We start from the raw sequence: 21,074 nt of genomic DNA on the forward strand, positions 1-21,074 counted from the left end.
GAGGCCGATGTGGCGTCAGCGACGATGGCTGGTGCGCGCTGACGCGACGGCCAGCACCGCGCGTTCGAGCGCGTACTCCGCGTCGTCCGCGCCACCCTTGACGTCGGCGTCGGCGCGGGCGACGGCCAGCAGCGCGGAGGCCAGGCCCTCGTCGGTCCAGCCGCGCAGCTGACCGCGCAGAGTCCTGACCTTCCACGGCGGCACACCGATCTCCCGGGCCAGGTCGGCCTCTCGCAGGCCGCGAGGTGCTCCCGACAACTTCGCCAGGCCGCGAACTCCCGCCGCCAGAGCCGACGTCACCAGCACAGGTGCGACGCCGGACCGCAGCGCCCATCGCAACTGCTCGAGTGCGTGGGCGGTGCGGCCGGCGACCGCCGCGTCGGCCACCGCGAAGCTGGTCACCTCGGCCCGGCCGGCGAAGTAGCGCCGGACGACGCTCTCGGTGATCGGCTGTCCGTCGGTGTCGGAGACCAGCTGGGACGTCGCTGCGGCCAGCGAACGTAGGTCACGGCCGATGGACTCGACCAGGAACTGTGCCGCCTCCTCCTCGATCCGTCCTCCTGCGGTGCGCACTTCGCGGGCGATGAAGGCGGGCAGCTCCGAACTCCGTGGCGAGTCGCAGGCGACCACCCGGACACCGGCCTTGCGGAGCTTGTCGACCACCCCGCGACCCTTCTGCCCGCCGCGATGCACGAGCACCGCCGCGACATCCGGCTGTGGTGAGCGCGCATAGCCGACCAGGGCCTCCACCGAGTCGGCGGGGAGGCCGTCGAGGTTGCGCACCACGACGGCTCGCGCGGACGCGAACAACGACGGGCTGGTCAGCTCGGCCAGGCCGCCGGCAGTGAGAGCGGACGCTTCCAGGTCGGTGACGTCCGCGTCGGTGTCGGCAGCGCGGACGGCCCGCACGGTGCCGGCGACCGCGCGCTCGGCCAGCAACTCCTCCGGCCCCAGGACAAGCGTGACCGTCCCGAGGACTCCGTCGCCGGGGGGCGCCTGGGTGGACTTCTTGGGCATCCCGCTCAGCATCCCACGCCCCGCCGACAGCCAGCTCGCCCCGCTCCCACTCACTTCGGCGGAGATCGGGCGACCAGCCCGAGTCCCGCGCCGTCCTTCACCACGGCCACCGCGCCGTTCTCGTCCGTGCGGGCGACTCTGGAGCCGGTGCTCGCCAGAGTCGCGATCGTCGACGGTGCCGGATGGCCGTAGTCGTTGTCCGCGCCGACGCTGATGATCGCGATCCGGGCACCGACCGCCCGGAGGAAGTCCGGATCCTGGTACCGGGATCCGTGATGGGGAACCTTCAGCACGGTCGCCTGCAGGTCGGCACCGGACGACAGCAACCGGCGCTGGCTCGTGGGCTCGATGTCACCGGTCATCAGGACGCTGATTCCCTGGACCCGCGCCAGGATCACCACGCTGGAGTCGTTCTCCGCCGCACCCTCCTCCGAGTCCCCCGAGCCCGCATCGATCTCGCGCCCCTCAGGGTCGGCCAGCCGCCCGGCCGGGCCCAGGACCTTCCAGGTCAGTGCACCCGCTCGGCGTTCCTCGCCGACAGCGACGGCGGCGGCCGGAATCCCCGCGGCTCCGGCCCAGTCGCGCACCCGCCGGGCGTCGGCGCCGGTGGCGGCGCCGGGCCGGAAGCCGATCTCACCGACCACCCGTCCGCGCGCCACACCGGGAAGCCCGGTCGTGTGGTCGGCGTGGAAGTGGGTGAGCAGGACGTACGGGACCTGCCGTACGCCGAGATCGGTGAGGCAGCGGTCGACCGCGACGGGATCGGGACCGGTGTCCACCACGACAGCCGACCGTGCACCGGCGCGGAGCACCAGCGCGTCTCCCTGGCCCACGTCGCAGGCCACGACCACCCAGCCGGCCGGCGGCCAACCGGTCAGCGGACCCAGGGACACCGGCAGCTGGACCGGGTGAACGATCCAGGCGACCAGCCCGCCCGCGATCGCCAGCGTCACGCCACGTCGGCGCAGCACCCACGGGGTCAGGACCACCGCCGCCACACAGAGCAGGGTGAGTACCGCGACGCCCAGCGCCGACGACGGCCAGGTCAGGCTCGCGCCGGGCAGGCGAGCCGCCCGGGTGCCGATCTCCACGATCCACCGCGCGGCGTAGCCGGCCAGGTGGCCCGGCACGGCGGCGACACTCACGCTGACCGGCGACACCAGCGTCGCCGCGATGCCCAGAACCGTTGCCGGGGTGACGGCCGGGGCCACCAGCATGTTGGCGACCACGGCCACCACGCTGACGGATGCGGACAGCACCGCCACCACCGGCGTGCACGCGACCTGGGCCGCCAGTGGGACTCCGACCGCAGTCGCCGCGAAGCGGGGCAGCCATCGGGCGAGGGCGTCGGAGAACGGCGGGCCGAGGACGACGATGCCGGCGGTGGCGAGGACCGACAGCGCGAAGCCGTACGTACGGCCAAGCCACGGGTCGACAAGGAGCAGGACCAGAACGGCACAGGCCACGGCCGGCACACCGTGGCGACGGGATCCTACGGCCAGTCCGGCGAGCCCGACCACACCCATCGCGGCGGCTCTCAGCACGCTGGGTTCGGGGCGGGCGAGCACCACGAAGCCCATCGCGCAGCCGGCCCCGATCAGTGGGAGTCCCCACGACCGCACGCCGGCCCATCTGGCCGCTCCGAGCACGAACGCCAGCAAAATAGTGAGGTTCGTGCCCGAAACGGCGGTCAGGTGCGACAGCCCCGCCGTGCGGAAGTCCTCCTCCAGTTGCTCGGGCATCCGCGAGACGTCGCCCACCACGAGGGCAGGCACGAGTCCGCGTTCGTTCGCCGGAAGTCCGGCCACGGCGGCGCGGAGTCCTGCCCGCAGCCGCCCGGCCGCCCGGTCGAGCGGTCCGGCGTTCTCGAGCAGGGTCGGAGGCGAGCGAGCGGCGAGGACGGCGGCCACGCGCTCGCCCTGCTCGGTCGGCGCGAAGCGGGTGACGGCACGGATGCGCTGGCCGACCTCGACCCTCGACCACGCCGCCGGGCCGGTGACCACGACCGGGGTCCGGACGGCGGTCGTCACGCCGTGGCGGGTGAGCCGGAGAACGTCGGCCTCGAGCACGACGTAGGTCGAGCGATGGCCCGGGGACGACCGCACCCGCGGATCGGTGCGCACCCGAAGCTCGGTCGTGGCGACCGAGGCGTCGGCGGCCAGCTCAGGGACCGGTCCGCCCCTGGCAGCCGACACGTGCAGCAGGGTGACCGAGGTCAGGACGGCAGCGCCCAGACATGCCACCGCCGCGGACAGTTCGAGCGCACGGTCACGTCGGCTCGGGCGGGCGAGCAGAACGACCCCCGCCGCAGCCGCGGCGACCGCGCCAACGGCGGCGGGTACCGGCGGCACGACCGGAACCACGAGCGTGCACAACCAACCGGCCACCGCGACCGGAACCAACCGCGCGTCGACCGTGGCGCGAGCGCCCTGGTGCGTGGGCGGGCCGTCCTCACCGACGCGGATGGACGTGCGTACGGACTCGACGAGTCGGTCGAGGACGCCCGTCACCACACCGAGCAGCGGAGACGTCGCCGAGCTCGTCACCGCGCTGCCACCTTGTCGCGCAGTTCGGCGAAGGTGCGCTCGCCGATCCCGGTGACCTCGCGCAGATCCTCGACGTCGGCGAACCGCCCGTGCTCGGTGCGGAAGTCCACGATTCGCTGCGCGAGCACCGGACCCACTCCGGGCAACTCCTCAAGCTCAGCGGAGGTGGCGGAGTTGAGGTCGAGCGGCGCACCGGCCGACGGCGGGCCCGCACTCGGGCCGGCGCCACCTCCGGCGGGCGGAGCACCGGGCGGTGGCGTCACACCCACCAGAACCTGTTCACCGTCGAGCAGGGGGCGAGCGAGGTTGACCGTGTCGAGGTCGGTTCCGGGCAGCGCCCCGCCGGAGGCGGTGACCGCATCGAACACCCGGGAACCCCCGGGCAGATGAACCACCCCAGGCCTGCGTACCTTGCCCGCCACGTGCACCACCACCGTCGACGACGGCCGCGGAGCCGGCGAGCCGGGGGCCGGTACCGAGGTCGCCACCGGCGTCGCCACCACCGTCGAATGAGCCGCCGGGTCGGTGACCGTCTCGCGTACGGGACGATCCCGGATCACCATCACCGCGGCACCGATCACCGCCAGCAGCAGGACGACGGCGACCACCACGACGTGGCCCCGGCGCAAGGCGAACGTCGGCGAGCGCTCACCGGCGTCCGCGGACAGCTCGTCGTCCTCGGAGAAGCCGTCGCCGGAGAAGTCGTCGCCGAGCGGTCGGTGGGGGCGTTCGTGCTCGGCGTAACCGGGCTGCCGCATGTGCTCCTCGCCTTCCTTCGACCACGCCCACGGCGACGGCTTGCCGGGCGCTGCTCCGGCTCGAGTGCGGGGGGTGCGAACCGGGTCGGCGGGCACCTGCGGCACCCACTCCCGGCCGGCCCGAACCCGGTCGGCGGGCACCTGTGGCACCCAGCCCCGGACGACACCGTCGGCGCTGTCGGCACCGTGGGCACCCTCGGCACGTGGAGGTGATCGCCGAAGCGCATGGACCCGGAGGACCGCACGGGCGGTCTCCTCGGGCCCCGCCCGGTGCCGGGGAGGAAGCCGTCGACGCAACACCTGGACGACGCTACGAAGAACGCGGATGCCGTTGCCGGCAATGGGAAAGTCCTGTGGATGAACCGGCCGACCGGCGGCCTGTGGAGAAAAGGCGGCCGACCGGCAGATGGGGGTCAGCCCCGGGTGGCAGGAGGCGGCAGGACCGGAGCGGCGGCGTCAGGCAGCGTCAGGCAAGGTCGGGCCACGGCGCGGGCGGCGAGCCGGCGAAGAATCGCAGCAGCTCCAGCAGGCGGCTCGCGGGCGGCCTGGTCCATACGCGTTCCGGCTCTCCGGGCACGTCACCGACGCGGTGCAGCGCCCAGGACAGGTGGTACCAGAGCACTCTGCCCGACCAGGCGCGTTCGGCCTCCGCGAGCACCCGCGGCGGCACCTCGTCCAGGTATCCCCGCAGGGCGTACGGCACCGCACGCAACGGCAGTTTCGCGAAGTCGACGGCGGGATCGGCCCAGGCCGCGTCGCCCCAGTCCACCAGGTTGGCGCGTTCGGGGGCGGCGCCCGCGACGACCACGTTGGTGGGCGAGACGTCGCCGTGCACGACCGCCGGCGCCACGTCGGCCGGCCGCAGGGGCTCCAGCCGGTCGAACCATCCGGCCAGCCAGCCGGCCGTGTCGACGTCGACGTACCCCTTCTCGACGAGTCGGAGGACCTGCCCCCGCGGGTCGTCCTCCGGCAGCTGCGCAACGCCCGGTAGCGAGCCCACGCGCGCGCGAGTCAGCCGGTGTAGACGGGCCAGGCCCACTCCGACGTCGCGGTAGGTGGCGGCTGCCGTGTGGGGTTCGGCGCCCAGGGCGGCCAGGTCGCGGCCCGGGACGCGTTCGACCACGAGGTAGGGGACGTTGACGACCGAACAGCTGTCGTCGTACGTCACCACCGCGGGAGTACGCACCCCCACCCGGCGTACCGCGGGAATGATCGTGGCCTCCTTGGCGAGCTCGGCCAGCCGGGCGCCGCCACCACGTGGGATCCGCAGGACGAGGTGGTCGCCGAGGTAGTACACCTCGTTGGCGGCACCCTGAACCGGAACCGCGGCCATGTCCTCGACCGGGATCTGGTATCTGTCGCCGATCGCGGCCAGCATCTCCAGACGCGACGTCCCACCTGCGCTCACGGTCGCCCAGGGTAGGGCACGGCGGGCTGTGGCGTACGACGTCGCAGGGGGCCGACCCTGGGGCAGTCCCGGGTCAGTCCACGTCGGTGGGCGACACGACCACCGAAACCATGCCCGGCCCGACGTGCGCACCGATCCCGCTGGCCGCCTCCCGGACCACGATGCGAACGAGCCGGCGTACGCGTCGCCCCAACCGCGCGGCCAGTTCGCCGGCGAGGATCGGCGCCCCGAGGTGATGCACCGCGACCTCGACGCTGCGGATGCCGGCGCTGTTCAGAGCGAGGCGTTCGAGTTCGGCCATCGCCCGGGCCCCGGTGCGCACCTTCGCGCACGGCGTGACCCGGCCGTCGCGTACCTGCAGGATCGGCCTCGACGGCAGTGCCGAACCCACCACTGCCTGCGCGAGCCGGATCCGCCCGCCCCGGCGCAGGTAGTCGAGTGAGTCGACGTAGAGGAACGTCTCGGCCGCGGCGGCACGGGCCCGCGCGAGCTCGACCACCTCGGCGGCGTCCGCGCCCCTCCTGGCGGCGTCGGCGGCGGCGAGCACCGCGAAGCCGAGTCCCATGCCCACCTGGCGTGAGTCGACCACCGCGACCGGCAGCGGCGCCTGGACCGCGCCCAGCCTGGCGGCGTCGTGGGTTCCGGACAGGTCGCCGGACAGGTGGATCGAGACCGCGGCCGAGCAGCCGGTGCGAGCCGCGGCGGTGTAGCCGGCCAGGAACTCCATCGGCGAAGGCCGGGAGGTGCGGACGTGTTCGCCGCGGCGCAGTGAGTCGGTGACCAGCCGGGTCACCTCGGGGTCGCCGTCGGTGTAGGTGGTCGAGCCGACCGTCACCTGTGTCGGCACGACGGAGATTCCGTAGTCGTCGACCTCCCGGCCATCGAGGTGCGCGGTCGAGTCGGTCACCAAGGCCACGTGTCCCGCCACGAGAGAAATGTAGCCGCCGGTGGGCAGGCCCGCTGGGTGTTCGATCAGCTGCCCCGAGGGAAAACTCCGGCGCGCGGGCGAAACCGGGTTGCGGGCTGAGCACGCCGGCTTGCGCGTGGAGAACCTCCAGCGGGCGCAGGGACGGATCGTGCTCGCCCGTGGCGTGCTGCTCTACCGCATGTCGGCGCAGGTTGTCGGTGGGCCGTGAGATCTTCCCGGCATGGACGAAACCGACAGCGAAGTCGAGGAACTCCAGCGGCTGCTCGATTCCTCTCTCCCCCACGCGAGTGAACACCTGCGCTCGATCGTCACCCCCGGGCGCACCCTGACCGCACGCCAGCTGTGCGGAGTCCTCACCGGCATGTGCACGTTGTCGGTGGCCACCGTGACCGCGGGCGGCGCGCCCCGGATCAGCGCGGTCGACGGCCACTTCCTGCGCGGCCGATGGGTCTTCACCACCTCCGGGACAGCGGTCAAGACCCGCCACCTGCGCGCCCGCCCCGACGTCAGCGTCGCCCACCTGCGAGGTGACGACCTGGGCGTCTTCACCCACGGCGTGGCGGAGTTCCTTCCCCGCGAGCATCCGGACTGGCAGCCGATCGAGGACCACCTGGTCCGTCACTACGGCAGTTCGCCGACCAGTTGGGGCGAGGACATCGTCTACGTGCGTGTCCGGCCGCACTGGATGGTCGCCTACGCCTTCGATCCCGGCAATCTGGTCGGGAGGACCCGAGGTGACGACTGACCGCAGCACCTTCGCGGGCGCACCACGCTCATCCCGCGGGCACGATGTTGACCAGCCGGGGAGGACGCACGACCACCCGGGCGACGGCCCTCCCACGCAGCGCCCAGCGTACAGGCTCGATGTCAAGCACACGTTGACGCAGCTCGTCGGCGGTGATGTCCGGCGGCACATCCAGCCTGGCTCGCAGCTTGCCGGCGACCTGCACGACGCAGGTCACCGTCTCCGCACCGAGATAGGCCGGATCCGCTTCCGGATAAGGCAGGTACGCCAGCGACGCCGCCCGCGATGGCGTGCCCTCCAGCCGGTGCCACAACTCCTCGGCCAGGTGCGGCGCGAACGGCGCGAGCATCAACACCGTCGGGCGAGCCACCTCGGCCGGCACCTCGTCACCCAGGCCCGCGACGTGCCGGGACAGCGTGGTGAGGCGGGCGACGGCGGTGTGGAAGCTCAGGGCGTCCAGGTCGTCTCGGACACCGGCGATCGTCGTGTGCAGCAGGCGAAGCGTCTCCTCGTCCGCCGGCCGGTCGGAGATCCTCGGCGCACCGGTCTCCTCGTCGACCAGGGTCCGCCACACCCGCTGCAGGAACCGCTGCGCCCCGACGATCCCTCGCGGATCCCACGGGCGCGACGCCTGCAGCGGCCCGGACGCCATGACGTACACCCGGAAGGAGTCCGCGCCGTAGCGCTCGCACAACTCGTCGGGCGTCACCATGTTGCGCAGGCTCTTGCCCATCTTCCCCAGCGACCGGGTGACCGGTTGGCCCCGCCACCAGAAGGCGCCGTCGCGCTCGCTGACCTCGGCGGCAGGCACGTACATCCCTCGGTCGTCGGTGTAGGAGTACGCCTGGATGTAGCCGTTGTTGACCAGCCGGCGGAACGGCTCCCGGCTCGACACGTGGCCCAGGTCGTACAACACCTTGTGCCAGAAGCGCGCGTACAACAGGTGCAGCACCGTGTGCTCGACCCCGCCGACGTACAGATCCACCCCGCCGGGATCGGAGCCGCCGCGGCTGCCCATCCAGTGCCGCTCCAGCGCCGGGTCACAGAAGTGCTCGGTGCCGTGCGGATCGAGGTAGCGCAGCTCGTACCAGCACGAGCCCGCCCACTGCGGCATCGTGTTGGTCTCCCGCCGGTAGACCCGCGGGCCGTCGCCCAGGTCCAGAGTGACCTCCACCCAGTCGGCCAGCCGCCCGAGCGGCGCGACCGGCTCCGACGACGCGTCGTCGGGATCGTAGGTGGTGGGCGCGTAGTCCGGGGTCTGCGGCAACACGACCGGCAGCATCGACTCGGGCAGCGCGACCGGCCCGTGCTCGTCGTACACCACTGGGAACGGCTCACCCCAGTAGCGCTGCCGGCTGAACAACCAGTCGTGCAGGCGGTACGTCACCTCGCCCTGCTCGCGGGTACGCCCGATCCAGTTGCGCTGCTGGGCCTTGATCGGTTCCGGCCAGTCCAGCAGGTCCAGGTCGTCGGCCAACCGGTCGGCATAGGCGGTGATGCGCAGCATCCACTGCCGCATGGTGCGGGCGAAGACGGGATAGTTGCCGCGTTCGCTGCGTCCGTCCGCGGTGACCTCCTCGTCGGCCAGCACGGTGCCAAGGCCAGGGCACCAGTTGACCGGCACGTCCGCCAGGTAGGCCAGGCGGTGCGCGTCCAGGAGCGCGCGGCGTTCGTGGGCGGCCAGCGCCGTCCAGTCCCGTCCGCCGGGTGTGGCTCGTCGTCCGGTCGCGAACTCCTCCTCCAGTTCGGTGATCGGCCGGGCCCGCTTGCGCTCGTCGTCGTACCACGCCCCGTGGATCCGCAGGAACATCCACTGCGTCCAGCGGTAGAAGTCCACATCGGTGGTCGACACGCCGCGCCGATCGTCATGGGCCAGGCCCAGCCGTCGCAGCTGCCCGCGGATGGTGGCGATGTTGGCCTCGGTGGTGTCCTTCGGATGCTGCCCGGTCCGGACCGCGTACTGCTCGGCGGGCAGGCCGAAGGCGTCGAACCCGAACGCGTGCAGCACGTTGTGGCCGCGCATCCGCAGGTACCGCCCGTAGACGTCGGTCGCCACGTAGCCGAGCGGGTGACCGACGTGCAGCGAGCCGGACGGACCGACGAACATGTCCAGTACGTAGAACTTCGGCGCATCCACCCGCGCCCGCGCCTCGTCAACTCCGCCTTGACAGGGGCCGTCGGCGTCGGGTCCGAGATCGCCGACGGGGTTCGGGGTGTGGAAGGTCCGGTGCTCGGCCCAGTGGGCCTGCCAGCGTTCCTCGATCCGGCCCGCCAGCCGTCCGTCGTAGCGGTAGGCGGGTTCGGCCGGGGAGTTGGCGGGCGGAGTGGGGTCGGTCGTGGTCATGAGGCACCGCCTGAAGATCGGCGGCGATCGCGCAAGATCGCTGATCACCGGTGGCCGGACATGAAGAAACCCCTCACGCAGAGGGGTTCGCCGCGCCGACGCGGTGCTGTGCACCCGCTGAGGTCAGCGCGGCCCGGTAAGAAGCAGGACCACCGACATGCGAGAAGGATAGCCCGTCGCCGGCGGCCGGCGCAGCCTGAATGTCCGAACCCGGGCCCTTTCGAACCGCTGATCATCGTGAGAAGCGACGTTCCCCGGCCGATCGGACCGGGGAACGCCGCCTGCGAGTCGTGGGAGGGGCCACGCTCGCGGGGAAGCCGTCGAAGGGTGTCTACCTCACGTACCCGAGTGCTGCAGCGAGGACTCCGGGGAAACCCAGTCTCCGGTGTCGCCGTCGTACCTCGACGCGCGGAAGTACAGCGTGTAGTCCTCGGCGAAGTCCTTGTCGCACACTCCCCACTTACCGGCGCCGAGGGCGTTGCGGCACGTACCCCAGCGGCCGTAGTCGGTGTACCACCGCATGACTGCCGAGACGCGTCGCCCTGCGCGAGCTCGGCGATCTCGACGAGGCGAGCGCCTGTTTCCAGGGATCCGTCGACATCAGACGCCGGATCGGCGACCGGTACGGCGAGGCGAGCGCTCTGGACAACCTGGGCAGCACCTTCGGGTTGCTGTCCCGGCACGAGGATGCCGCGGCCTGCAGGCTGCGGGCGATCGGGATCCAGCACGACATCGGCGACCGAACCGGTGAGGCCGGCTCGTGGAACAACCTCAGCAGGTCCTATGTCGGTCTCGGGCGGCTGAAGGACGCCTTCGAGGCGCTCGGTCGCGCCCTGTCGATTCAGGAGGACGCCGAGGACACGTACGGTCTGGGCCAGACCTATGCCTCCTACGGCGAGGCCCACCTGGCAGCGGGGAACGCCGCCGAGGCGGCGGAGAACCTGCGACGAAGCCTGGAGCTGACCCGGCGCCGGGACGACCAGGTGGGCGCGGCCTGGGCGCTCACTCTCCTGGGCGACGCGGTGGACCTCGGTGGCGAGCGTGCGGCGGCCCGCCGGCACTGGCAGGAGGCTCTGGACATCTACACGCGGGCCGGTGACTCCCGCGCCAAGGCACTCCGCGTGCGCCTGGCCTCCCCGATCACGCCGCTCAAGGTACGGCAGCAGGCGCACTCCACTCTGAGCTGACCTCTCCACCGAGCCGGCTCAGGGGCACACCGGCGCGACGGCGACGGCGACGACGACGACGACGACGAGAAGGAACGCGCCGAACGTGAAGAAAGAAACGCGTGAGGGCCGGCACCTGGGCGGGTGCCGGCCCTCACCTACGACACGTACGAAGGGAAATCAGCTCGGGACGATGTTGACCAGCCGCGGCGCCCGTACGATCACCTTGCGGATCTCCCGGCCGGCCAGCGCGCTCTGCACCCGCTCCGACGCAAGCGCGAGTTGACGCAGCTCGTCCTCGGAGATGTCCGGGGACACCTCGAACTTGTCCCGGAGCTTTCCGGCGACCTGGGCCACCGCGGTCAGCGTCTCCGCCGCGGCCAGGTCGGCGTCGTAGCTCGGCCAGCCCGCCAGCGCCACCGTCGGCTCGTGGCCGAGGCGTTCCCACATGTCCTCGGCGGTGTACGGAGCGACCAGGCTGAGCATCACCGCGAGCGCCTCCGCCGCCTCCCGCACCGCGGGGTCGGACGGGCCGGGGCCCGCGTCGATCGCCTTGCGTACGGCGTTGGTCAGCTCCATCAGCCGGGCGACCGCGACGTTGAACTTGAACGCCTCGACGTGCTCGGTGACCTCCTTGATCACCGCGTGGGTGACCTTGCGCAGTGCACGGTCACCGTCGGCCGGGTCGGCACCGCGCTCGCTCGCCACGTCGCTGGCGACCCGCCAGGCGCGCTGCAGGAAGCGCAGCGAACCCGCGGGTGACAGGTCCGCCCAGTCGATGTCGTCCTCGGGCGGACCGGCGAACACCATCGTCAGCCGGATGGCGTCCACGCCGTACAGCGCGAGCTGTTCACCCAGGTCGACACCGTTGCCCAGCGACTTGCTCATCGCCTTGCCCTGGTTGATGACCTGGCCCTGGTTGAGCAGCGCCTTGAACGGCTCGGTGAAGTCGAGCACGCCCATGTCGTGCAGCACCTTGACGAAGAACCTGCTGTACAGCAGGTGCAGAATCGCGTGTTCCACGCCGCCGACGTACTGGTCGATCGGCATCCACCGGCGCACGTCGTCGGGGTCGAACGGACGCTCCTCGTCGTTCGGCGAGGCGAAGCGCAGGAAGTACCACGAGGAGTCGACGAAGGTGTCCATCGTGTCGGTGTCGCGGCGCGCCGTCCCACCACACTTCGGGCACTCGACCTCGACCCAGTCGCTCGCGGCGGCCAGCGGCGAGGTGCCCTTCGGGGACAGGTCGGCGCCGCGCAGGTCGGGCAGCTCCACCGGCAACTGCTCGTCGGCGATCGGCACCTCCCCGCAGGAGGAGCAGTGCACGATCGGGATCGGCGCGCCCCAGTAACGCTGCCGCGACACCAGCCAGTCGCGCAGCCGGAACGTCACCGCACCGCGCCCGAGGCTCTTGCCCTCCAGCCAGGAGATGATGGTCGACTTCGCCTCGTCCACACCGAGACCGTCCAGACTCACCTCGGCGTTGGCGGAGTTGACCGCCGGGCCTTCGCCGACGAACGCCTCGCCGTCGAAGTCGGCCGGCGGCTGCACCGTCCGCACGATCGGCAGGTCGTAGCGCTTGGCGAAGTCCCAGTCGCGCTGGTCCTGCGCCGGGACCGCCATGATCGCGCCGGTGCCGTAGTCGGCCAGCACGTAGTCGGCGGCGTAGATCGGCATCCGCTGCCCGTTGACCGGGTTGACCGCGTGCACACCGAGGAAGACGCCGGTCTTCTCGCGTTCGGTGGACAGCCGCTCGATCTCGGTGGTGCGCTTGACGTCCTCGAGATAGGTGTCGAACGCCTCCCGATGGTCCGCCGTCACCAGCTCGGCCGCGAGCTTCGACTCCGGCGCCACCACGAAGAACGTCGCGCCGAACAACGTGTCCGGCCGGGTGGTGAAGACGGTGACCGGCTCCTCGCGTCCGTCGACGGCGAAGTCGACGTAGGCGCCCTCGGACCGGCCGATCCAGTTGCGCTGCATGCTCAGCACGCGCTCGGGCCAGCGGCCCTCCAGCGGCCCCATGTCGTCGAGCAGCTGCTGGGCGTAGTCGGTGATCTTGAAGTACCACTGGGTCAGCTCACGCTTGGTGACCGCTGAGCCGCAGCGTTCGCAGTTGCCGGCCACGACCTGCTCGTTGGCCAGCACCGTCTGGTCGGTGGGACACCAGTTGACGTAGGACGCCTTGCGGTAGGCCAGGCCGCGTTCGTACAGGCGCAGGAACAGCCACTGCGTCCAGCGGTAGTAGGCCGGGTCGCAGGTCTGCAGGCGGCGGGACCAGTCGAAGGAGACGGCGTACCGCTTGAACGACTCCGCCTGGGTGTCGATGTTGGCGTACGTCCACTCGGCGGGGTGGGCGTTGCGCCGGATCGCGGCGTTCTCGGCCGGCAGCCCGAACGCGTCCCAGCCGATCGGGTGCAGGACGTTGTAGCCGCGCTGGAACCAGTAGCGGGCCAGCAGGTCGCCGAAGGCGTACGCCTCGCCGTGGCCCATGTGCAGGTCGCCGGAGGGGTACGGGAACATGTCCAGCAGGTAGCGCCGCTCGCGGGTGTCGGGCTGTGCCGCCGGGTCGTCGCCGGCGAGCCGGTCGGCCCGGAACGGGTCCATCCGCTGCCACACCGGCAGCCATTTGCCCTGAATGGTGTGGAAATCGTAGGTGTCCGCAGCGGGGTGGACGTCTCGGCTGGGTTCGCTCATCGTTCCTGACTCCGAGGGAGGACTGAGGTGGACGCTCCGACAAAAGAAGAAACCCCTCGCACAGGAGGGGTTGCCACGCCGACGCGGTGCTCGAAGCACCCGCTGATGGTCAGCGCGGCTCGATAAGGAGCAGAGCCGTCCGCATGCGGCCCAGGGTAGCGCACCGGCTACTTCGGACGGCCCGCGGACAGCGGGCCCGCGCCGTCCCGGCCCGGCGGCCGCGGGGGCGGACGTGAAAGGCTTCCGCCCATGAGTCCGCGAAGCCGAGGACGCCGAGGCGACCGCCGCCGCCCCTCCGACACCCGCCGAGCCCGCCGCCGCGAGGACGGCCGGGCCGGCCGCCCCACCGGCCCGCACACGCCGGGACCCGGATCCGACGCGGGCCTCGGTCAGGTCGGTGGCCCGGGCACCGGAACCCCCGGCGGTCCGGACGACGGGCCCACGGGCCACCCGGCCGCCGAGTTCGCCGCCGACGTTCTGGCCGCCACCCCACAGTTGACGGCGCTCACCTCGCCGCTGCAGGCGGAGGGATTCGTCTCCAGCGTGATCGGCACCTGGTGGCAGCTTCCCTCCCAGGCCTTCGGGCCGACGCTGGTCGCCGAGGCCCGCCGCGCCGACGACGCCGGAGCGGTGGCGTTGCTGTACGGCCTCGCCGCCCTGGCCGAACCCCAGGTGGCCGCACATGCCCGGGCCGCGATCGACGGGCTCGGGGCCGGCGACCTCGACGGCGGTACGCCGGAATGGGCCGAGAGACTGGGCTCCGCCAGGGTCGAGCGGTGCCTCGCCGTCAGCGAGGACCTCGGCGACAACACGCAGTACATCCTGGTGTGCGCCTATCCGAACGAGGAGCCGCACGCGCTCGTGGTGCTGGTGGACCACAACCTCGGCGGCATCGCCAAGGACGTGTGGGCGACCGACAAGGCCGCCGACCTGGAGTCGCAGGCGCGGGCCACCGTCGCCGCCGACCCCGACCTGACATTGACCGAGGTCGACCCGGCGGACGCGAAGATCAGGCTGGGCGAGGCGTTCGCGGCCACCGACGAGGCCACCGACCCGCCGCTCGGTGAGTCGTTCCGCGACCTGCGCGCCGCCCTCCTGGCCCGGCTGCGCACGCTGCCCGACGGCGGTTCCGTCCCCGAGCCCGCGCCGTGGCCGGAGGCCCGCCGGGCCGAACTCGTCGACGACTTCGCCGCCTCACCGGAGGTCGCGGAGCTCGGCGCCACCGACGTCGACGCTGCCCGTGCGTTCGCCAAGGAACTCGTGGACTTCGGCTGCGAGTACGACCGCGGGCAGCCGCTGCGGGTCAGCCCGGTCAAGCTGGAGGGCTACCTGCTCGGCTGGCTTCCGCGTACCGGCCTGCTCGACCGCAGGTACGTCGACGCCGTGCCGGAGGTGCTGGCGGCCTGGGTGCGGTACGCCGGGCGGCGCAACGACCTCTCCGCCTCGTCGGTCGAGGGGGTGCTCGCCGCCGTGCGGGCGTTCGCGCCGAGGTTCGCCGAGACCTACGACGACCAGTCGGCGTGGGGTCCCGCGAGGATCGCGGTGGAGTCGCTGCTGGCCGACCTCGACCCCGACCAGGACAACGCCGACGAGGTTTTCGAACGCCGGATGTTCGCGCTCGACCGGGTGCCCGCGCCGGGGTTCGACGTCACCGACGACGACGCCGTGGCCACGCTGGTGGCCGACGACCTCCGCGGCGGCTCGGAGGATTCGGAGGACTCCGAGGATTCGGAGGACGAGGACTCCGAGGACGCGTCGGAGGGGGCGGAGCCGTCGGACCGGGAGATCGCATCCCGTACGGCGGTCGTACGGCACCTGTGGTTCGACGACCCACCGGAGGTGTGGGCGACCGCGCGGCAACTGCTCGACGCGGGGTACGCCCGGGCCGACGTACTCGCGGCGCTGGCGTACGCGCTGGCCGACGCCACTCCCGAAGGAGACGCGAAGGGCGCGGATGCAGTACGACTGCGCGAGGCGCTGGACGCACTGCCCGGCTCGTGGAAACCCGGCGCGCCACCGCGACCCTGATCAGCCCTACGAGCTGTGGACGAACTCCGCGAACCACGCTGTTGTCCGGCCATCATTGGACCGCATGACCCCATGGAGGCACGATGAGTTCCGTGACGCAGCTCCCCTTCGGCCGGCCGCTCACCTGCGCCGATCTGGACCGGATGCCCGATGACGGGCACCGGTACGAACTCATCGACGGCGTGCTCGTCGTGAGTCCGGCCCCTTGGCCACTGCACCAGCGCGCCGTCAGCCGGCTGACCGCCCTCCTGCTGGCGAACTGCCCGACCGGCCTCGAGGTGCTCGCCGGTCCGGTGGACGTACGCCTGGCCGAGGACACGCTCGTCCAGCCGGACCTGATCGTCGCCCGCCCGGACGATCTCACCGACCGTGGCCTGCTCGGTCCTCCCCTGCTGGCCGTCGAGGTGCTCTCCCCCGGCAACCGCGGCGTCGACCTCGTGTCCAAGCGGGCCCGTTACGAGAGCGCGGGCTGCCCGTCGTACTGGATCATCGACCCCGATCTGCCCTCACTGCTTCCACTTGAACTCGGCCCCGACGGCTACCTCGACACCGCGCCGGTGACCGGGGGCGAGGCGTTCGCGGCGACCGCACCGTTCGCGGTCACGGTCCGCCCGGCGGAGCTGGTCGCCGGCTGAGCGGCGGCGCCGGGAGCGGGCCGTCGATCGGTGTCGGCCGCCGGTGGTGTCGGCGGCGGGCGCTAGCCTTCGCGAGGTGACGCAGGTACCGGACACGGCTGGGCTGGAGGCGGTGTTCGTCCCGGCCGACCCGCCGCGCGCAGGTGTGCTCGCGTTGTGGTCACCGGGCGGAGCCGACAGGGCCGACAGGGCCCCCAGCACCAGTGGCGGAAGCGACGAGAGTACGCACGACGTGGAGGTCGTGCTGCCCGCCGGTTCCCGCGTACGCCGCACCCGGGTGCCCGCCCGGCTCGTCCCGGTGCCGGAGGCACTCGCCCTGCTGTGCGGGCCGCAGGCCTCGGCGAACGCGACCGCCTCCTACCGCGCCTGGGCCTCTGCAGCGCTCGCCGGGGTCGGCCTGGTCGCGCGCGGACGGCTGCGCCCGGCGGCGAGTCCGCAGGGGTACGGCGCCTGGCGGGCCGGCCCACTCGATCCCGGCGACCGGGCCTGGCTGGCGAAGCTGGTCGCGGCGATGCCGCCGGCGGCGCACGCCCTGCCGGTGCCGGGTAGCCGGCCGCTGCGGATGAGCGGCGCGAGCACGCTGGTGCAGGCGTTCTGGGACGCGATCGCCGACACCCTCGCCCGGGACCCCGAAGATCCGATCGAGCCGGCGGAGTCGGCAGAGCCGGCACGCTCGGCAAAGCCGAACAGATCGGCCACGTCCAACGGGTCGGCGGAGCCGAAACCGTCGGCGCTGACTCCGTTCTCGGCCTTCGCGCCCACCGAGTTGACCGAGCCGGTGGCCACCTGGCTGGCCGAGGACGAGGCCGCGACCGAGTCCGATCCGCCGGGCGCGAAACTCGTCCTGCGGATCCAGCCGCCCGAGATCGAGCCACCTGACGTGGAGCCAGCCGACGTCGACCCACCCGTCGAAGAGCAGCCCGGGGACCGATCGCCGGACGAGGAGAACCACCCGGCCGATGGAGCGACGGCACCCACTCCCCCGTTCCGCGGCGTGCTCCAGCTCCGCAGCGCCGTCGATCCCAGCCTCCTGGTCGACGTCGCCGACCTGTGGGCGGCGCCGGCCGCGGTGCTGGCCCGCCTCGGCAGCCAGGCCGAGACCGACCTGCTGCTGGGACTGCGCCGCGGCGCGCGGGCCTGGCCACCGCTCGGCGCCGCGCTCACCGCGGCCACTCCGGCGGCCATCGACCTCGCCGACACCGACGTCGAGGACCTGCTGACGCGGGGAGCCGAGGCGCTCGACCTCGCCGGCACCGAGGTGTTGTGGCCCAAGGAGCTCGGTGGCGGCGCGCTCTCGCTGAAGGCGAAGGCCACGACCCCCCGTGTCGCCGGCGCGGGCGAGCCCGCGTTCTCGCTGCGGCAGATGCTGGAGTTCCGCTGGCAGCCGACGCTGGACGGAGCGGAGCTGACGGAGGAGGAGATCGCCGCGCTCGCGGAGGCGAAGCGGCCGTTCCTGTGGTTGCGGGGGCGCTGGGTGCGCGTCGACCGGCAGTTGCTGGACCGGCTGCGCCGGCGCGGCCCCCGCACGCTGGGGGCGGCGGAGGCGCTGGCCGCCGCGCTGAGCGGTGAGCTCGCCGTCGACGACGAGCAGGTCGAGTTCGTACCGGACGAGCGGATCGGCCGGCTCGCCGAGCTCCTCGCGGGCGTCGGCGCCGCCACCGACATCACAGCGCCGCCGGACCTGGCCGCCACCCTGCGCCCATACCAGCAACGCGGCCTGGCCTGGCTCGCCCAGCTCACCGGCCTGGGGCTCGGCGGCTGCCTGGCCGACGACATGGGCCTGGGCAAGACGGTCCAGCTGATCGCGGTCCACCTGCACCGCCGCTCACTCCGCCTCGGTCCGACGCTGGTGGTGTGCCCGACGACGTTGCTCGGCACCTGGCAGCGGGAGCTGCACCGGTTCGCGCCGACGACGCCGGTCCGCAGATACCACGGCGGCGCGCGGCACCTGTCCGACCTGGCGCCGGACGAGGTGGTGCTCACCACGTACGGCGTCGTCCGCCGCGACTCAGCCGAGCTGGCCGACACGCGCTGGGGTCTGGTCGTCGCGGACGAGGCCCAGCACGCCAAGAATCCGCTGGCCCGCACCGCCCGAGCCCTGCGTACGATCCCGGGCGCGGCGAGGATCGCGCTGACCGGCACCCCGGTGGAGAACCACCTCTCCGAGCTGTGGTCGATCCTGGACTGGACGACACCCGGCCTGCTCGGGCCGCTGGAACGCTTCCGGCAGAAGGTGGCGGTCCCGATCGAGCGCTACCGCGACCCGGCCGCCACCGAACGCCTGGCCCGGGTCACCGCGCCGTTCCTGTTGCGGCGGCGCAAGTCCGACCCAGGGATCGCGCCCGAACTGCCGCCGAAGACCGAGAGCGACGTGGTCGTCGGCCTCACCACCGAGCAGGCCACGCTCTACAAGGCGGTGGTCACCGAGGTGATGGCCGAGATCCAGGAGTCGGAGGGTGTCGCCCGGCGTGGCCTCGTGCTCGCCCTGCTCACCGCGCTCAAGCAGGTCTGCAACCACCCCGCGCAGTACCTCCACGAGTCCGGTCCGCTGCCGGGCCGGTCGGGCAAGCTCGCCGCCCTCGACGACCTGCTCGACGTCATCCTGGCCGAGGGCGAGTCGGTGCTGATCTTCAGCCAGTACGTCGAGATGTGCCGGCTCCTGCAGGACCACCTGGACAGGCGTGGCGTACGAAACCTCTTCCTGCACGGAGGAATCACCGCCCGCAAACGTGAACACCTGGTGGCGGAGTTCCAGGCCGGCGCGGCGCCGGTGTTCCTGCTCTCCCTCAAGGCCGGCGGCGTCGGGCTCACGCTCACCCGCGCGACCCACGTCGTGCACTTCGACCGGTGGTGGAACCCCGCGGTGGAGAACCAGGCCACCGACCGCGCCTACCGCATCGGGCAGGACCGACCCGTGCAGGTCCACCGGCTGGTGACCGAAGGGACGCTGGAGGACCGGATCGCGGCCGTGATCGAGGCCAAGCGCGAGCTGGCCGACTCGGTGGTCGGGTCCGGTGAGAGCTGGATCGCCGACCTGTCCGACAACGAGCTCGCCGACCTCGTCGCCTTGGGGAGCACACCGTGAGCCCGGGCGGCTCAGGCGGCCCCCGCGGCACCGGTGGGCAGGGTGGCAGTCGTACCTCCGGCGACTGGTGGTCCGACGAGCCGGCCGGTGGTGGGCACCGGCCGCCCGCGGCCACGGGCGCCGGCAGCCGACGGCCGTTCGGGCTGACCTGGTGGGGGCGGGCGTGGGTGGACGCCCTCGAACACCGTGCCGCCCTCGACCCGGGCCGGCTCGCCCGCGGTCGCTCGTACGCCCGTCGCGGCGCCGTCGGCCGGGTCCAGCTCACCGCCGGGCTGGTGATGGCGCCGGTGCAGGGCAGCCGTCCGGATCCCTACACCGTGACCATCCGGGTGCCGACGTTCCGCCGGGTCGAGTGGGAGCGCGTGCTCGACGTGATCGGCACCCAGATCGGCCGCACCGCCGCGCTGCTGGACGGCGAGCTGCCCCCGGAGGTGGTCGAGGACGTCGGCGCGGCCGGGCTGAGCCTGCTGCCCGGCCCCGGTGAGATCCGGCCGGCCTGTTCCTGCCCCGACTGGGGCGAGCCGTGCAAACACGCGGCCGCCGTGTGCTACCTCGTCGCCGACCTGCTCGACGCCGATCCGTTCACCGCGCTGCGGCTGCGCGGGCGCACCAGGGACGACGTGCTCGCCGCGCTGCGTACCCGCCGCACGGCCGGACTGGCCGGCGCCGATTCCTCCACGCCCGTACGCCATGCGCGGGTGGTGGACGACGGGACGGTGCCGGCGCGTTCGGCGTACGCCGACCCGGGAGGCGAACGCCCCGAGGCACCGGTCCCGCCGCTCCCGCCGGACCGGCCCGGCCACCCGGTGCCACTCGCCCAGGAGCCACCGCGGGGATCCGGAATCGACCCCGGCGCCCTGTCGGAGCTGGCGGCCGCCGCGGCCCGGCGGGCATGGCAGCTCGCCACCGCCGACGTCGGGACCGCATCCGACGAGGCCGCATCCGACGAGGAAGTAGCACCCGAGGACGAGCCGGACCAGGACGAGCTGACCTAGGACCTGCCGTGGCCCGGACGGTCGGCACAGCCGTCGTCCTCGGCCAGCCGGCCCAGCAGCCGCAGCAGATCGGTGCGCTCGCCGGCGTTCAGGCGTTCGACCAACGCGACCATCGCGTCGCGACGGCTGCGCCGGATGCGGTCCAGCATGCGCCCGCCCGCCGGCGTGAGGCCCACCAGAGTCGCCCGGCGGTCGGCGGGGTCCGGCTTCCTCGCCACCAGACCGGCGCCCTCCAGGTCGTCCACGACCGACGTCGCCGAGCGGGGCACGATGCCCAACTGGTTGGCGAGTTCGCTGATCCGCAACGGGTTCTCGGCATGGCTCAGGGTCCGCAGCACCCGCATCTGTCCCTGGGTCACCTCGACGCCGAGCGCCTCCAGCGACCCGCGGCCGGCCCGGCGCTGGCGGCGTACCAACCCGTCGAGCAGCGCGGCGATCTGCTCGGCGGTGTCGTCGGTCGGGCGGTCGTCCGCCGGACCGTCGTCCGCCGGACCGCTGTCCGTCGTCGGGCGGTCGTCCGCCGGACCGACTTCCGTCGTCGGGCGGTCGTCCGCCGGACCGCTGTCCGTCGGGTCGGCCGGTGGGCTGTCCGGTGCGTGCACAGTCGTCAGCCTATGGGGTCGTCGGCAGTGACGGTCGTCATCTTGTGAGATTACCTCATAGTGAGTTAACCTCCCTAAATCTGGTCCCGGGCAAGATCCCGGACCAGATCCCGAACCCCGGAT

General features: G+C 72.6%; 15 protein-coding genes. 6 read left to right on the forward strand and 9 right to left on the reverse strand.

All coding sequences use genetic code 11. From position 1 onward, the window contains the following. Nucleotides 1–15: 15 nt before the first annotated feature. The 5 genes from holA to FHR37_RS13865 form a co-directional block, all read right to left on the reverse strand. Nucleotides 16–1,017, reverse strand: a complete 1,002-nt coding sequence (holA, locus tag FHR37_RS13845) for a DNA polymerase III subunit delta (RefSeq protein WP_237768771.1) — start codon at nucleotides 1,015–1,017, stop codon at nucleotides 16–18. 50 nt (nucleotides 1,018–1,067) lie between these two features. Further along, nucleotides 1,068–3,563, reverse strand: coding sequence for a ComEC/Rec2 family competence protein (locus FHR37_RS13850; protein WP_237768772.1), 2,496 nt, complete (start codon nucleotides 3,561–3,563; stop codon nucleotides 1,068–1,070). Continuing rightward, nucleotides 3,560–4,621, reverse strand: coding sequence for a ComEA family DNA-binding protein (locus tag FHR37_RS13855; protein ID WP_237768773.1), 1,062 nt, complete (start codon nucleotides 4,619–4,621; stop codon nucleotides 3,560–3,562). Before FHR37_RS13855 ends, FHR37_RS13850 begins: the two co-directional genes overlap by 4 nt. Before the next feature lie 166 nt (nucleotides 4,622–4,787). Then, nucleotides 4,788–5,729: a phosphotransferase family protein gene (locus tag FHR37_RS13860; protein ID WP_139238937.1), complete on the reverse strand. Its 942-nt coding sequence runs from the start codon at nucleotides 5,727–5,729 to the stop codon at nucleotides 4,788–4,790. A 73-nt stretch (nucleotides 5,730–5,802) separates the two neighbouring features. Further along, nucleotides 5,803–6,657, reverse strand: a complete 855-nt coding sequence (locus FHR37_RS13865; RefSeq protein ID WP_092883405.1) for a DegV family protein — start codon at nucleotides 6,655–6,657, stop codon at nucleotides 5,803–5,805. A 220-nt stretch (nucleotides 6,658–6,877) separates the two neighbouring features. On the opposite strand from FHR37_RS13865, the gene FHR37_RS13870 reads away from it, so the two are divergent. Next, entirely contained in the window at nucleotides 6,878–7,402 is a 525-nt protein-coding gene (locus FHR37_RS13870; RefSeq protein ID WP_092883406.1) for a pyridoxamine 5'-phosphate oxidase family protein, read from the forward strand. Between the two features lie 28 nt (nucleotides 7,403–7,430). Here the strand turns inward: FHR37_RS13870 and FHR37_RS33120 are convergent, their stop codons facing one another. Both FHR37_RS33120 and FHR37_RS13880 read right to left on the reverse strand, forming a co-directional pair. After that, a complete protein-coding gene (locus FHR37_RS33120; RefSeq protein WP_092883407.1) occupies nucleotides 7,431–9,746 on the reverse strand; it encodes a class I tRNA ligase family protein in 2,316 nt (771 codons plus the stop codon). 336 nt (nucleotides 9,747–10,082) lie between these two features. Then, nucleotides 10,083–10,268 (reverse strand): hypothetical protein, encoded by a 186-nt coding sequence (locus FHR37_RS13880; protein WP_092883408.1) that lies wholly within the window; start codon nucleotides 10,266–10,268, stop codon nucleotides 10,083–10,085. A 20-nt stretch (nucleotides 10,269–10,288) separates the two neighbouring features. On the opposite strand from FHR37_RS13880, the gene FHR37_RS30895 reads away from it, so the two are divergent. Then, nucleotides 10,289–10,933, forward strand: a complete 645-nt coding sequence (locus FHR37_RS30895; protein WP_269086081.1) for a tetratricopeptide repeat protein — start codon at nucleotides 10,289–10,291, stop codon at nucleotides 10,931–10,933. A 159-nt stretch (nucleotides 10,934–11,092) separates the two neighbouring features. Here FHR37_RS30895 and leuS read toward each other — a convergent pair whose 3' ends face one another. Beyond that, a complete protein-coding gene (gene leuS, locus FHR37_RS13890) occupies nucleotides 11,093–13,606 on the reverse strand; it encodes a leucine--tRNA ligase (protein WP_092883410.1) in 2,514 nt (837 codons plus the stop codon). A 249-nt stretch (nucleotides 13,607–13,855) separates the two neighbouring features. Between leuS and FHR37_RS13895 the strand changes: the two genes are divergently transcribed. The 4 genes from FHR37_RS13895 to FHR37_RS31585 all read left to right on the forward strand — a co-directional run bounded on the left by FHR37_RS13895 (nucleotide 13,856) and on the right by FHR37_RS31585 (nucleotide 20,349). Then, nucleotides 13,856–15,634 (forward strand): hypothetical protein, encoded by a 1,779-nt coding sequence (locus FHR37_RS13895; RefSeq protein WP_092883411.1) that lies wholly within the window; start codon nucleotides 13,856–13,858, stop codon nucleotides 15,632–15,634. Between the two features lie 83 nt (nucleotides 15,635–15,717). Then, on the forward strand, nucleotides 15,718–16,269 hold the full coding sequence (locus FHR37_RS13900) for a Uma2 family endonuclease (RefSeq protein WP_092883412.1): 552 nt from the start codon (nucleotides 15,718–15,720) through the stop codon (nucleotides 16,267–16,269). A gap of 76 nt (nucleotides 16,270–16,345) precedes the next feature. Then, nucleotides 16,346–19,354, forward strand: coding sequence for a DEAD/DEAH box helicase (locus FHR37_RS13905; RefSeq protein WP_179771002.1), 3,009 nt, complete (start codon nucleotides 16,346–16,348; stop codon nucleotides 19,352–19,354). Next, on the forward strand, nucleotides 19,351–20,349 hold the full coding sequence (locus FHR37_RS31585) for an SWIM zinc finger family protein (protein WP_092883413.1): 999 nt from the start codon (nucleotides 19,351–19,353) through the stop codon (nucleotides 20,347–20,349). Before FHR37_RS13905 ends, FHR37_RS31585 begins: the two co-directional genes overlap by 4 nt. Here FHR37_RS31585 and FHR37_RS30900 read toward each other — a convergent pair. Next, nucleotides 20,346–20,951 carry a MarR family winged helix-turn-helix transcriptional regulator gene (locus FHR37_RS30900; protein ID WP_092883414.1) on the reverse strand — a complete coding sequence of 202 codons (606 nt, stop codon included), beginning with the start codon at nucleotides 20,949–20,951 and terminating at the stop codon, nucleotides 20,346–20,348. The genes FHR37_RS31585 and FHR37_RS30900 overlap by 4 nt on opposite strands. Between the last annotated feature and the right edge of the window lie 123 nt (nucleotides 20,952–21,074).

The sequence above is a fragment of the Actinopolymorpha cephalotaxi genome (assembly GCF_013408535.1).
Lineage (GTDB): Bacteria > Actinomycetota > Actinomycetes > Propionibacteriales > Actinopolymorphaceae > Actinopolymorpha > Actinopolymorpha cephalotaxi.

Bases quoted from the DNA above. Each gene is read 5' to 3' on its own strand.
- holA (WP_237768771.1), bottom strand. From the start codon at position 1,017: ATGCCCAAGAAGTCCACCCAGGCGCCCCCCGGCGACGGAGTCCTCGGG.
- FHR37_RS13870 (WP_092883406.1), top strand. From the start codon at position 6,878: ATGGACGAAACCGACAGCGAAGTCGAGGAACTCCAGCGGCTGCTCGAT.
- FHR37_RS33120 (WP_092883407.1), bottom strand. From the start codon at position 9,746: ATGACCACGACCGACCCCACTCCGCCCGCCAACTCCCCGGCCGAACCC.
- FHR37_RS13880 (WP_092883408.1), bottom strand. From the start codon at position 10,268: ATGCGGTGGTACACCGACTACGGCCGCTGGGGTACGTGCCGCAACGCC.
- leuS (WP_092883410.1), bottom strand. From the start codon at position 13,606: ATGAGCGAACCCAGCCGAGACGTCCACCCCGCTGCGGACACCTACGAT.
- FHR37_RS13895 (WP_092883411.1), top strand. From the start codon at position 13,856: ATGAGTCCGCGAAGCCGAGGACGCCGAGGCGACCGCCGCCGCCCCTCC.
- FHR37_RS13900 (WP_092883412.1), top strand. From the start codon at position 15,718: ATGAGTTCCGTGACGCAGCTCCCCTTCGGCCGGCCGCTCACCTGCGCC.